At 40.6% G+C, this 12519-nt stretch carries 12 protein-coding genes and 3 tRNA genes; 7 read left to right on the top strand and 8 right to left on the bottom strand.

Annotated elements, in window-relative coordinates; genetic code table 11:
• Positions 1 to 12 precede the first annotated feature (12 nt).
• The 4 genes from IQ259_RS17770 to IQ259_RS17755 form a co-directional block, all read right to left on the bottom strand.
• Positions 13 to 84, bottom strand: a tRNA-OTHER gene (locus tag IQ259_RS17770).
• A gap of 224 nt (positions 85 to 308) precedes the next feature.
• Positions 309 to 698, bottom strand: coding sequence for an alr0857 family protein (locus tag IQ259_RS17765; protein WP_193887133.1), 390 nt, complete (start codon positions 696 to 698; stop codon positions 309 to 311).
• Between the two features lie 16 nt (positions 699 to 714).
• Positions 715 to 1221 carry an HNH endonuclease gene (locus IQ259_RS17760; RefSeq protein WP_193887189.1) on the bottom strand — a complete coding sequence of 169 codons (507 nt, stop codon included), beginning with the start codon at positions 1219 to 1221 and terminating at the stop codon, positions 715 to 717.
• Between the two features lie 113 nt (positions 1222 to 1334).
• Positions 1335 to 1562: a hypothetical protein gene (locus tag IQ259_RS17755; protein WP_193887131.1), complete on the bottom strand. Its 228-nt coding sequence runs from the start codon at positions 1560 to 1562 to the stop codon at positions 1335 to 1337.
• 69 nt (positions 1563 to 1631) lie between these two features.
• Between IQ259_RS17755 and IQ259_RS17750 the strand changes: the two genes are divergently transcribed.
• The 3 genes from IQ259_RS17750 to IQ259_RS17740 all read left to right on the top strand — a co-directional run bounded on the left by IQ259_RS17750 (position 1632) and on the right by IQ259_RS17740 (position 5242).
• Positions 1632 to 1967: a hypothetical protein gene (locus IQ259_RS17750; protein ID WP_190700578.1), complete on the top strand. Its 336-nt coding sequence runs from the start codon at positions 1632 to 1634 to the stop codon at positions 1965 to 1967.
• Between the two features lie 651 nt (positions 1968 to 2618).
• Complete coding sequence (locus IQ259_RS17745) at positions 2619 to 4646, top strand: GAF domain-containing protein (RefSeq protein WP_193887129.1); 2028 nt, start codon at positions 2619 to 2621, stop codon at positions 4644 to 4646.
• Positions 4647 to 4654: 8 nt separating this feature from the next.
• A complete protein-coding gene (locus IQ259_RS17740) occupies positions 4655 to 5242 on the top strand; it encodes an SRPBCC family protein (protein ID WP_193887119.1) in 588 nt (195 codons plus the stop codon).
• Between the two features lie 265 nt (positions 5243 to 5507).
• Here the strand turns inward: IQ259_RS17740 and IQ259_RS17735 are convergent.
• Together IQ259_RS17735 and IQ259_RS17730 are read right to left on the bottom strand one after the other, a co-directional pair.
• Positions 5508 to 5580, bottom strand: a tRNA-Glu gene (locus IQ259_RS17735).
• A 64-nt stretch (positions 5581 to 5644) separates the two neighbouring features.
• Positions 5645 to 5717, bottom strand: a tRNA-Glu gene (locus tag IQ259_RS17730).
• Positions 5718 to 6036: 319 nt separating this feature from the next.
• Here IQ259_RS17730 and IQ259_RS17725 point away from each other — a divergent pair.
• Positions 6037 to 7959: a sodium:proton antiporter gene (locus IQ259_RS17725; protein WP_193887117.1), complete on the top strand. Its 1923-nt coding sequence runs from the start codon at positions 6037 to 6039 to the stop codon at positions 7957 to 7959.
• Here the strand turns inward: IQ259_RS17725 and IQ259_RS17720 are convergent.
• Positions 7926 to 8561 carry a cytochrome b N-terminal domain-containing protein gene (locus IQ259_RS17720; protein ID WP_193887115.1) on the bottom strand — a complete coding sequence of 212 codons (636 nt, stop codon included), beginning with the start codon at positions 8559 to 8561 and terminating at the stop codon, positions 7926 to 7928. The genes IQ259_RS17725 and IQ259_RS17720 overlap by 34 nt on opposite strands.
• 98 nt (positions 8562 to 8659) lie before the next feature.
• Entirely contained in the window at positions 8660 to 9355 is a 696-nt protein-coding gene (locus tag IQ259_RS17715) for a triacylglycerol lipase (RefSeq protein ID WP_193887114.1), read from the bottom strand.
• 553 nt (positions 9356 to 9908) lie between these two features.
• Here IQ259_RS17715 and IQ259_RS17710 point away from each other — a divergent pair.
• The 3 genes from IQ259_RS17710 to IQ259_RS17700 all read left to right on the top strand — a co-directional run bounded on the left by IQ259_RS17710 (position 9909) and on the right by IQ259_RS17700 (position 12343).
• Positions 9909 to 11405 (top strand): hypothetical protein, encoded by a 1497-nt coding sequence (locus IQ259_RS17710; protein WP_193887112.1) that lies wholly within the window; start codon positions 9909 to 9911, stop codon positions 11403 to 11405.
• Positions 11406 to 11407: 2 nt separating this feature from the next.
• Positions 11408 to 11599 carry a hypothetical protein gene (locus IQ259_RS17705; RefSeq protein WP_193887110.1) on the top strand — a complete coding sequence of 64 codons (192 nt, stop codon included), beginning with the start codon at positions 11408 to 11410 and terminating at the stop codon, positions 11597 to 11599.
• 123 nt (positions 11600 to 11722) lie between these two features.
• Positions 11723 to 12343, top strand: coding sequence for a hypothetical protein (locus IQ259_RS17700; protein WP_193887108.1), 621 nt, complete (start codon positions 11723 to 11725; stop codon positions 12341 to 12343).
• Positions 12344 to 12519 lie beyond the last annotated feature (176 nt).

Below are 12519 nucleotides of genomic sequence, written 5' to 3'. Positions count from 1 at the left end.
ATTGATTGAAAGTGGGTGGTAAAGGAATCGAACCTTTCTGTTGCCGATTAAAAGCTCGCTGCACAGCCGCTATGCCAACCACCCATACTACAAAGTAAAACTACAATCTTATGATTGGCTGAATACTTGGAAACCTGATATAACAGATAAAAAGTTCAAGCGACAAAGATATTTGGTGTTATGGCGATCGCCTTCTGTGTAACTGCTTGTAGCACACCAGCAAAGTTAGAGACTCAGCAACCAATAAGTAAAGATTAGAAGTCTGAAATTTTATTTTTCAGACTTCAGACTTCACACTTCATACTTCATTACTCGCTCATCACAGAGGCGCAAGCTTGAGCTTCTTGCCAAAGTTTGTGCAGAAAGAACTCAGTGCGATCGCTCATTGTGGTGATGAACACACCCACAGCATCCTCAGCACCATTAGTTAACCAAGAACCCCGCAGAGTCACTTCCAAATACTCACAATCGCAGACACACAAAGCTAAAACTTCCCGATCATCTCGTTTCACCTCAGCTTTGAGTGCTTCTACTCCTGGTAAATCAACAGGGAGCAAAAAGGAAGCAGTACTTGGTTCAACATACAGATTTTGTCCAAGGCGCATGGCGAAAATAACTCGCTGCGCTACCCAATCCTCTAGTGACTGAGGAATACACTCTAAACAAAAGCTCCTTTCGGTGTAAGTTAATTTCAGCATTCCTTATGCTCTCCTGTTATTCCAGGCTTGCTTGCACATTTGTCCAAAACTGTTCAGCAAAAGCGATCGCCGGGTGGATTGGTGCTTTCGGTAGTTTCCGTAGCTGCATCCCAGTCTCATACAAAGAGTAATCGCCTTTACGAGAGTTACATCTTTCACAAGCTGTAACGACGTTATCCCAAGTGTGTAAACCACCTTTAGATCGTGGAATCACATGATCCAACGTCAGGCGTTTGCTGCAACCGCAATATTGACAAGTGTGATGATCCCGCCGCAAAACCTCCCGCCGGTTTACTGGTGGTACTTTCCATGTACGCTCATTAGAGCCAATTTTCAAACGGATGTGTTTTGGTACATCAATTACTAAACTGGGTGAATGGACTCGCCATCCACCTTCTGAAGTAAAACCTAGCGGTTCTGCTTTGTTTGTTACTAACAGCACAATCGCTCGCTTGATATTTACACGACACAGTGGCAAGTAATTTTGCGAAAACACCACCACGGATTGCTCTAACACTTGCATTATGCTTGTCACAGCTTCACTCCTTATTAAAAAACCCCCGCTTCTTGTCTAAGTAAAGCGGGGGTTAGAAATTTATCAAAAACTTCCTGGTTTTATATCGGTACAGCATCCTCTTATCTGTACCTCCCGCTTATTTGGTTCAGTTGTGGTTTTGCATTCAGCACGCCTATGCCGAGATATCTAAAATCATAATTCTCCTCTGTGATTAGCCCATGAATTTGGCTATCATCGCCCATAAATAAATACTCCACTCCCACAGCTGCTAATTCCCAACTAAATCGGCAGTTGGTAGCACACAAGGAAGTAGAGATGGGGTAAATGGATTTCACAGAAAATTTCACCTATTGAACATTCCTTTAAACATACTACACTTGTATTACTATCCTGTCCATACCTTTAAGGAGAAAATCATGCACACAATTACTCGCACCCCAACAACCGATATGGAAGTTACCAGCATTCGCCTGGAAAGAGAACTCAAAGACAAACTCAAAGATATAGCTGGCAATCAGGGGTATCAAGCCTTAATCCGCGATATTCTCTGGAATTATGTCCAGCAAAAATCTGGTGAGTGGAAACCGCGATTTTCACGCGCCGATATTCGAGCTAGTATAGCCGCCACTGCTCAACAGGAAGAACGTTGTGTACTTACAGGTCAATTGATTCAACCTCAACAACCCATGTTATTAGGACTAACGAGGAATGGCGATATGGTTCCTCTCAGTGTCGAGAGTTTAGCTGGATAGTTTTTATTCAATCGAAGGCAGCTTAGTTATTCATCATAGTAACTGGGCTGCTGTTAACTTTTAGCTACAACCCAGACCAAATCAGAGTTTCTTAATTACGAATTACGAATTACGAATTAATATAACCTGTCCCCTATCTCTACCCATGAATTTAATTGTGTCCAACTACTTATCAGAGTTTTTCCAGAGGTTCTGTCATAATAGAACTTAATTTTTGGCAAACCCTTAGAAATGTACTTAGCACGAGAAAAATATTTAGCAATAATTTTTACAAAATTTAATATAATCAACAGTACTAATGCGGTAATTCCTTCTAGAGTTTTGGTCTGAATTCCAGAGAAATTACGGTTTATGTATAGTTACCGACAAGCTATCCTAGGCCAAAGTTAGTAAATTAGGTCTGCTTCAAAGCCCAAAATCAACTCTAAGCAGCACCTTTAGTATATTTTAGATTTTCATACTCGTGTATAAATTAGTTTAATATACCAGTGACTTGTTCATCTGCAAGAGAAAAGGGCTATAACAGGTGAGAGAAAGTCTTGATAAAAGATTTGCCACTCATTAGGGTGCAGTGACATAACTAATGGTGAATAACATGCCAAGAAATTGGGTGCATACGATATGAGGTCATTATCAAAGAGCGTGTCAGGAATGAAAAAGCATTTATCATTGCCGCCACATTGTCCAAATGACCTAGAACGACTACAATCATACCCAGTCAAGCTGATGCAGCATCAGAAAGAACCAACTCTTCAGTTGGTGCAAAAAATTAACTACATCATTGCCAATAACTCAGCAACAACGTTGATGCTGCAAGAAATTGCTCGATTTCTAGGAGAAGCATTCAAAGTTGATTGTTGTTGTTTAGTTACAGTAGCCGATGAAGCATCCAATGAATCACATGAATCAATAGCTGTGCATTGGTGTTCTGATGAATATCTGGTAATACCACACCCAAGTGAATTGTTCTTATCGGAACATTTATTGATGGAATTACCTGTAGTGCAATGTGCGGCTGAACCATTCACCATTGAAGATATTTCTACTATCCAAAATAGTTTGGTGCTTGGATGCCAAAACCTGCCATTACCAATCAGATCCGTTTTAGCAATCCCTACCCGATTTTTAGGGCAAAATAACGGTGTGATTAGTCTGATCAAATTCCAACCCTATGATTGGAGTGAGACAGAAAAACAACTGTTAAATTTGGTTGAGTCATCTTGTGCGATCGCTTTTTCTCAAGTGGCACAAGCACAGTTAGTTGCTTCACAACAAGAGCATCTGCAAAAAAGCGTACAGCATCAGCACTTGATCAAGCAATTAACTATATTAAGTCGGACTAATTTAGAGCTAAATCAAATGCTCCAGTTAGCAATTTCTTCCACTGCCGAATCTTTACAGGCAGACAGAGGCTTGCTAATTTTACTCAAATATACAGATCCTTTATTTAGAACTCAACCTAAAAAACAAATTCCCAAGGCCAAAGCAACTGTAGCAGCTGAGTGGAACCGAGATACACAGAATTCCACCAGCAAAACAAATGTTGAGCCTCAGTCATTTTTGATTTCTGAGTGTGGTTTGTGCCAACGTATGTTCACCGATGCAGGAAAACCATTAATTATTAATGACTACAGAGACTTACAGGAAGTTTGGACAGCTTCGCAATTATTTGCAGTTGATGTCCTACCTGCCGTACTGTTAGTACCGTTAGAAAACCAAGGTAAAATTTTAGGGTTTCTGGTGTTACAGCAAACGACAGCACGCAACTGGCAACCACCAGAATTAAATCTTGTGGAAATGGTCTGCGCTCAAATGAGCAATGCCATTATTCAATCACAAACATTGCGGCAAGTACAGACTTTGGTAGACGAACGGACAGCAAAACTCCAAAGCAGTCTGGAATTGCAAGCGAAGTTGCATGAAAAAACGCGGCAATATGTTGAACAACTGCGAGAACTCAATCATCTCAAAGATGAATTCTTGAGCAATATGAGCGATCGCTTGCGCTACCCATTGACAAATATGCAAATGTCTATCAGAAACTTGCGTTTGCCGGGAATCCCGCCCGACCGACAAGCAAGATACATGGATATTTTAGAGCAAGAATGTACGAAAGAAATTAACTTAATTAATGATTTGCTGACACTACAGAAATTAGAGTCTAAGCAAGAACGTCCGCAATTTGAAACTATAGATTTAAATACTAAAATTCAAGGACTAATAGCCAATTTTGAGCCAAAACTCACAGCCAAAGCCTTAAGCATCAATCTGGATTTACCACAGGATTCGTTGAAAATTCAGACTGAACTAGAAAGTTTTAACCGTATCCTGCAAGAATTGTTCACAAATGCGTGTACATACTCAGAGCATGACACGGTAATTCATGTACAAGCCTTTCACCAAGTTGAGCAGCTTGTCGATCAAGTTATCATTAAAGTGACTAATACAGGACGAAGCATTTCCGAAGAAGAAGCGACCTACATATTTGATCGCTTCCGTCGTGGTAAAGGTGGAAGATGGACTCCTGGGACGGGTTTGGGACTTGCCTTAGCCAAGTCTCTGGTGCAGCATTTAAATGGGGCGATCGCTGTTGAAAGTACTCAAATTCCAGATTCTCAACAGAGCCAAGTTTGTTTTACCCTCACCCTGCCACAATTTTCGGACGAAAGCAAAATATAATTTAGATCGTGACTGAAGAACACAACTCCACATTAAATCCCAATCCTAGCGCCGCTGATGATGACACGAGCCGAGAAGACAACTTGGTTGTCAACACAGCTAATTTGCCGCCTGTGGCTATCCAAATCGAAAGAATAGCAGAGCGACAGCGGCAAATTTCTGCTAAGATTCATATCCCTCATCCCATAGAACGTATATGGAAAGTGCTGACAGATTATGAAGCTTTGGTTGACTTCATCCCTAATTTAGCTAAAAGTCGTTTACTGGAGCATCCTGACGGTGGTATTAGGCTTGAGCAAGTAGGTTCTCAACGCTTATTGACTTTCAATTTTTGTGCGCGTGTAGTTTTAGATTTGGAAGAATATTTTCCCAAAGAAATAACTTTCTCAATGGTTGAGGGAGATTTTAAAGACTTTTCTGGTAGTTGGAACCTAGAACCTTACTCTCTTGATGGAATCATAGGAACTAATCTTTGCTACACAATCCAGATTTGGCCAAAATTAACTATGCCTGTTACCATCATTGAACGTCGTCTGAGTAAAGATTTACAGTTAAATCTTTTAGCGATCTACCAGCGTGTAGAACAGTTGGCATAGTAAAACTTTTGATCAAGCTTTTCTGATTAATTAACAGCAAACAGGAAAGCTTGACTTTTAAAACTATATCTATTGAATTAACCCATATTCCGCACTTCAAAATGTATTATCTTGATTTTCAAGAATTATTCCTAATAACCCCCAAGCTTTTAAGAATAAGTACTGAAAATAATCTGTGGTTTTTGTTGTTTATTTAACGATTATCAGGTAGATTTTGGAAATCTACGCGTATTACACGGTGAAGTGCGGAAAGTCGGAATTAAAGTACCCCCAGGGGAATTCGAATCCCCGTCGCCTCCGTGAAAGGGAGGTGTCCTAGGCCTCTAGACGATGGGGGCATAAGACTTTACTCAGCAAATAAGCTGTATAAAAATGAGTTGGTTTGACCAAGCCTTGTTTAAGTACCCCCAGGGGAATTCGAATCCCCGTCGCCTCCGTGAAAGGGAGGTGTCCTAGGCCTCTAGACGATGGGGGCATTTCAATCAAACCTTTTACAGGTTAACTAATTTTTCAAGTTATGTCAACAGCTTTTACAAAAAACAATTTTTATTGCAGATTCACTAAGATCCAGGAAGAAAAGGGAGGGCGCAGGGGGGAGAATAAAAATGACTATTGATGATTAACAAACTACCACTTTCTTGGGAACTAGAGGACAATAGAGTATCGTACAAAACCGAGTATGAAAGAAAATCGCAATCTAATCAGGTACAAAGAGTTTAATGTTGTACTCTGTAGAAGTAATCTTTACACTTCTTTACAAGAGATTTTGAAATTTATTCCTCAAAATCTAGAACATGGAAGCATCTCTTGAAATCACCTTACAGATGGTGATCGCTGTCGTAGCAGGTATTAGCTCTCAAGTGATGGCTGCATACTTGCGTTTACCTAGTATCGTTTTGTTGCTAATGTTGGGCATTCTCCTCGGATCTGATGGTCTGGGGTTGTTGCACCCACATTTGCTAGGTATAGGTTTAGAAGTGATTGTTTCCCTAGCGACGGCTATCATCCTGTTTGAAGGTGGACTAAATTTAGATTTGCGAGAATTAGGCAGGGTTTCAGTTAGTCTGCAATTACTTGTTACCCTAGGAACGCTGATCACCCTACTAGGGGGTAGTATGGCGGCTCATTGGCTGGGTGAATTTCCTTGGAATATAGCTTTCCTCTACGCTTCCATCGTCGTGGTAACAGGCCCCACGGTGGTTGGGCCTCTGCTCAAGCAAATTAGCGTAGATCGACAAGTTGCAACGCTTTTAGAAGGAGAAGGAGTTTTAATTGACCCAGTAGGAGCTATTCTTGCCTTCGTTGTCTTAGATACAATTGTTAACGGTGATGCTGACCCAGTTAACGCCATTGTTGGTTTGCTGATGCGTTTGGGGGTAGGTGCAGGAATTGGTGCGATCGGCGGCTACCTGATGAGCTTGATTTTCAAACGTGCTAGTTTGCTGTCCTTTGAGTTGAAAAACCTTGTTGTGTTGGCAATACTCTGGGGTTTGTTTTCTCTCGCACAGACGATTCGTACTGAATCGGGAGTAATGACAACAGTAGTAGCAGGAGCAGTTTTTGCCAACTCTTCGGTACCTGAAGAACGCCTGTTACGCAGTTTTAAAGGTCAGTTAACAATTCTCAGCGTTTCCGTACTCTTCATTCTGTTAGCGGCTGATTTATCCATTGCTAGTGTGTTTGCTTTAGGTTGGGGTAGTGTGTTGACTGTTTTAGTGTTGATGTTCGTAGTTCGTCCAATTAACATCCTGGCCTGCACCTGGAACAGTAACCTCAACTGGCGACAGAAATTATTTTTAAGCTGGGTGGCTCCTAGAGGAATTGTTTCTGCTTCTGTTGCTTCATTATTCGCAATTTTACTAACGCAGCATGGGATCAATGGTGGCGATGCCATTAAAGCTTTAGTGTTTCTGACCATCATCATGACGGTAGTTTGTCAAGGTTTAACAGCTGGCGGAATTGCACAGTTATTGCAAATCACCTCCAAAGATGCAACTGGGGTGGTGATTGTCGGCTGTAATCCCTTGAGTTTGTTAATTGCTCGTTTATTTCAAGAACGGGGGGAATCTGTTGTGATGATTGATACAGACCCGGAACGTCGTGAAAAAGCAGCAGAGCAAAATATTCGAGTGATTGCTAGTAGCGCTCTTGACACTGGAGTTTTGGAAGAAGCGGGACTGGCTTCTATGGGAACTTTTTTAGCAATGACAAGTAACGGTGAGGTAAACTTTGTCTTGGCGCAACGTGCGGCTGAGGAATTTAACCCGCCGCGTGTATTAGCCGTTTTTCCCCGTGATCCGCAAACGAGCAATTCTGCCAATCAAAACACGGTTAACCAAGCTTTTGCTGCTGATTTAACAATTAAGATGTGGAATGAGTACTTAAATGAGGGAAGCGTAAAGTTGGGGACAACTACATTGGATGCAGATGAGTTTGATAGCCAACAAGACCGCATACAAGAAAAGATTCGGACTGGGGTATTAATACCGCTGCTATTAGAACGAGAAGAACGTCTACAAGTTATGCCAGCGAGCCAAAACTGGGAAATAGGCGATCGCATTATCTATTTATTACATGACCCCAGACCAAATCTCTTAAAACGCTTATCTGGTGCTAGTCAATCTACTCTCTTAGCTGTAGAAAAGTTACCGGAGGTAGAAGAATTGCCTGTACCAACTTTGGCTCAACTCTCTACCAGTGAAGTTTCTGGAAGTTGATGCAATTTTTGTGCTGTATAAATTTGCTGTTCTTGCCAAAGTAGAGCAAGTAAATGCACTACAGCCAGAATTAGGGTTGCAGCAGCAATAACATAACTGTGGATGGTGTAAAGATGTTCAACTGTCAGGCTGTTAATGGCTCCACCACCAGTTAGGATATTTCGTAATTGCCCACCAATCAAGGGAATTGCTTCGATGGTTCCCAACTCAATGCTGAAACGCCAGTATCCCTCTTGTGTCCAATCGAGGAGCATTGCTGTCCAATCTAACCCGATCGCACTGAGGGTGAGTAAAATTCCACTAACCCAAGCAATTAGCCAACTCTTACTAAATTGTCGCCCTAAAAACATCACCACAATTTGCACAAGAGCGATCGCAATTACAGCATTACCCGCAATCTCATGGGTTCTGTAAAACAACCAGCCGTATGGTATTTGGATATTAATCATTTTTAGAGAATTGTAAGCACCACCAGCTGTTGGTTCGTAGTAAAAAGACAGCAAAATGCCAGTGGTGGTATAAATCAAGCACAGGGTCAGAATTACGACTGATAATATCGTTGCGAGTCGCTGCAAAATTCTCCCGAATTGGGTGCTTTGCATGGTTCACCCCTCCTGTTATTTGTTAAATATGTATTTTTATTACATTTTACCCATTAAATATAAATATTTTTTGCATTAATCAAATAAATATAAAATTTTTAAATCAAATATTTTACCCAAACTTTTAGCGGTTCTGGCGAGCCGTACCAAATTCTGGGGCTTCTGGGCGAGTGTCTCACGCCTTCAATGATGAGATTCTCTGCCCCTGCTAGATGGGCTGATGCAATAGGGGTAATTCCATCTCCCCAAGTGTTACCTTGACCACAAGTTAACTGATAACTGCTGTAGGCTAACCAACTACCAGGCCGCCGCTCGCCAAAGATGGTTTTGCCTGCGACACATACATAGCGCACATTTTTGTAAAATGCTCCTGGGTAGTTATTTGTCACAAAGTCTAGATTCCAGCGTGTCCAGCGTTCTTGACTGATATGAGGTGTGCCAAGGGTAATCACAGAAGCAACTAAAGGGTGAGCATTCCAAACAAATGGGTTAGTTTGACCGGGTGCTGAGTAAGGCTTTTCTCCCAAATAAATCCGGGAAATCCAACCACCGGCTGAATGTCCTATTAAGTTGATTTGATTAGCTTGATATTCCTGCAATATTTTTTTAACAGTGAAGTCTAGCTGCTGCAAAATTGGTGTGACAGGTCTGCCACCTATCGTAGGTAGCCAGTCGCGCCTTCGCAGTGGTACTGTAACTGTGGGAAAACCCAACTGTTTTAGGGATGTTTCTAGAGGGAGGTAGGCGATCGCACTTTCCAAATATCCAGGCACAATAACTGTAGGTAACAGCATTTTGAAATTTAAATAAAGAGTTTTTAATTGGAAATGATGTCACAAAAACATCAGGAAACCTGGATGGCTTGTTTGTCATCATCTATTACAGAAAAAGCCAATTTGGCCACAATTTATAACTAGCTGATGTGATAATATGTCATTTGTATGCAATTTTTTGCAACCAGCGAGCTAAACATCTACTACAAAATCTAAGATGACTGAAAAACACTTAGACCAATAGTTTATTCCGGTAATATCTTAGATGGATATATCTTTAGACTGATGCGTTCAACTTCATTGGCAACTAACGTAATTGTCAGCTTGGATTGTGTAAATATATCGGAAAATAGCACTTAGTCAAAGTGATAACTATCTCCTAGATTGATTTGCAAGTGCCACCTAAAAAGACAAGATTGCGTCATTTAAAAATTAGAACTTTACAAAAAATTTAACTCTTACCATTTTGAGTTCTACCCAGGAAGTTATTATCTTTAAAAGGACGCATTTGTGACATCAAAATAATATTGATTTGCCAATAAACTGCAACTGAGCCGAGTGAACGATAATAGCTATGTCTTACATCTCCCTACTAAAAAATATACCAGAAATTTTAAGCCAGCCAACTGGCATAGCAGCTATAGCCTCAATTGGTATTCATGGCGCTATTGCATTGATTGTGCCATTAATGCCTGTAGATCCTAATAAACCTAAAGAAACAGCGTCTTCAAAATCAGTTGGCATTTTAGAATTGAGCCAAGCTGATCAAAATCGTTTACCTCAAACTCCAGGTACATCTCAATTTGCTGTTCAACCACAACTACCAAGATTTCCGCAGCAACAGCAACTAGCCCTACAACCACAAGTACCACCACCTAGTTTATACACCCAGTCAACTGTACTGCCTCCGTTACCACCGTCTAGTTATACGCAGCCAGTACTACCATCTTTACCTACAACCTCTAATAACTACCGCGTTTCTTCATTACCTACAAGACAGTCTTTACAGACTCCCAAACCAGATTTTCAATTTGACAATTCTGGTTTTAAAGCTGATAGCCAACAATTTACTTCATCAGTTCCTAATTTTGATGAAAAGCCGATAATTCCAGAGAGATCACAACAACTACCAGTAGAAAAATTACCAGAACTACCACCGGCGAAAATCCCTCCAGAATTGCTGAATACGCCAATTCCCAATCCGGCTTCTAACCCAAATATTACAACCGCAAATAGCAGAATTATTCCACAATCCATACAGCCTGAGAATGAGAATAATGTATCAGTTATTCCAAACCAGACTTCAGAAACTGATATCGCTCAAACTCCCAAAGCTGGAGATAATACGACATCATCAACGGCAAGTCAGCCTAATTTACAGCCAATAAATACACCCAACTTGCCTGAATTGCCCACAAAAACAGCCAACCAGACACTGATAGCCCAAGTAAAATCTTACGAAGAACTAAGACAAGCACTCCAGCAGCAGTACCCCAATTCGGAAGAAAAAGGGGTGATTCGAGACACTGTTTCTGTGAGTAAAGCGGGTGTGGAAGGTACGGTTTTAGGCTTTTTAGTAATAGATCCAGATGGCAAAGTCTTAGATATCAAATTCCAAGACAAATTACTTTCTCCTGCACTGCAATTAAAAGCAAGGCAGTATTTCAATGGCAAATCTCTGAAGGGAGATAAAAAAATTAGCCGTTATCCATTTAGCTTACGTTTCCAAGACAGTAGCACAACTGCTGGAGAGACTCCAGAGCCGACACAAACACCATCAGTCACGACTCAACCATTATCTAAACCCACAACAGGTAGCCAGCCTGTTATTATACCAGCAGGTAATAGTAATCAGCTAAAACCTACGCCATCAACGACTGCTAAACCATCGTTCACACCAGCAACCAATAACCTTCAGCCAACACCAACACCGTCAGCAACCATCAAACCATCAGCTACACCGATAACTAATAGTAATCAACTATCGTCGTCTAAAGAACCTGATCGTCAACTAATCCAAAAGTTACGCGAAGTAAAGGAAGAAAGAGAAAAATCTGATCAAGAAAAATAAAATTGCGAGGTATTACAGCAGATTTCTGGGATAGCGATCGCTCTAATGTCATAGCAGCAAAACAGAAAGACTATAATACCATCAATGCCAACTATCTAAACTTATGTTATGAAGAGACGCGAAATTTCGCGTCTCTTGATTTAGCATTTTATTTTGAAGAAGTCACTGGGAGAGATGAGTTTGCCTTGGGATAAGCAACGAGTCACTGAAGATACTGAGGTGCATGAGGTAGCAGAAAAATTTATTCTAGCGAATATTGACGATTCCTCACTCATACTGAAATGATGCAAATTAACGCACATCATTTGAGCTAATTCATGCTTTTTAATCATTCTTTAGAACATCAACTTCAACAGTGGAACGATATGATCCACAATCAGCCTAACAATCCCAAAGCTTATATTCGGCGAGGTATGATTCAATTTCAGTTAGCCAAAATTGACGAATCTATTCAAGATTTTGATACAGCAGAAAAGCTAGATTCTAGACTGAAGTCATACCTTTGGCAACGTGGCTTATCGTACTATTATGCTGAAAGATTTGCCGAAGGCGCTCAACAGTTTGAAATTGATTTAACTGTAAACACTAATGATGTAGAAGAAACAGTGTGGCGATATATTTGTATGGCTCGTTTAGTAGGTACAAATGCAGCATCAAAATCCCTATTAACAGTGAAAAATGATCCTAGACGTGTAATGCAATTTGTCTATGATTTATTTGCTAGAAAGTGTACACCAGATGAAGTTTTAAAGGTTGGTCAATCAGAAGGAATTCGTGGTCAGTTTTATAGTCATCTTTACGTGGGATTATATTATGAATCTGAAAGCAATCTAAACTTAGCTCAAGAATATATAGTCAATGCTGCGGATAAATATCAAATTGATGATTATATGTGGTATTTGTCCAAGGTACACAAAAAGTTACGCGCGTGGCTGTAGTTCAGTAGAGTGCGTTAAGGTTAATTTCGACTAAGTAGGTCGGTGTTAGCCCTCTTCTGTCACTTTCCGGAATAAGCAAGTAGTTCAGGAGCTAAATCATCCAGAAGCATAAAAGGGTTTAAATTGATTCATGGCTGCAATTAAATGATTGAATCCCAGTAACAAATGTGAATTAG

It is taken from the genome of Fortiea sp. LEGE XX443 (assembly GCF_015206815.1).
GTDB lineage: Bacteria > Cyanobacteriota > Cyanobacteriia > Cyanobacteriales > Nostocaceae > Nostoc_B.
Note: the sequence above shows the minus strand (reverse complement) of the source record. Positions and strands in the feature narration are given on the sequence as shown.

What these genes read in the sequence shown, in the direction of transcription:
- IQ259_RS17765 (WP_193887133.1), bottom strand. Translation starts at nt 698, where the DNA reads ATGCTGAAATTAACTTACACCGAAAGGAGCTTTTGTTTAGAGTGTATT.
- IQ259_RS17760 (WP_193887189.1), bottom strand. Translation starts at nt 1,221, where the DNA reads ATGCAAGTGTTAGAGCAATCCGTGGTGGTGTTTTCGCAAAATTACTTG.
- IQ259_RS17750 (WP_190700578.1), top strand. Translation starts at nt 1,632, where the DNA reads ATGCACACAATTACTCGCACCCCAACAACCGATATGGAAGTTACCAGC.
- IQ259_RS17745 (WP_193887129.1), top strand. Translation starts at nt 2,619, where the DNA reads ATGAAAAAGCATTTATCATTGCCGCCACATTGTCCAAATGACCTAGAA.
- IQ259_RS17725 (WP_193887117.1), top strand. Translation starts at nt 6,037, where the DNA reads ATGGAAGCATCTCTTGAAATCACCTTACAGATGGTGATCGCTGTCGTA.
- IQ259_RS17720 (WP_193887115.1), bottom strand. Translation starts at nt 8,561, where the DNA reads ATGCAAAGCACCCAATTCGGGAGAATTTTGCAGCGACTCGCAACGATA.
- IQ259_RS17715 (WP_193887114.1), bottom strand. Translation starts at nt 9,355, where the DNA reads ATGCTGTTACCTACAGTTATTGTGCCTGGATATTTGGAAAGTGCGATC.
- IQ259_RS17710 (WP_193887112.1), top strand. Translation starts at nt 9,909, where the DNA reads ATGTCTTACATCTCCCTACTAAAAAATATACCAGAAATTTTAAGCCAG.
- IQ259_RS17700 (WP_193887108.1), top strand. Translation starts at nt 11,723, where the DNA reads ATGCTTTTTAATCATTCTTTAGAACATCAACTTCAACAGTGGAACGAT.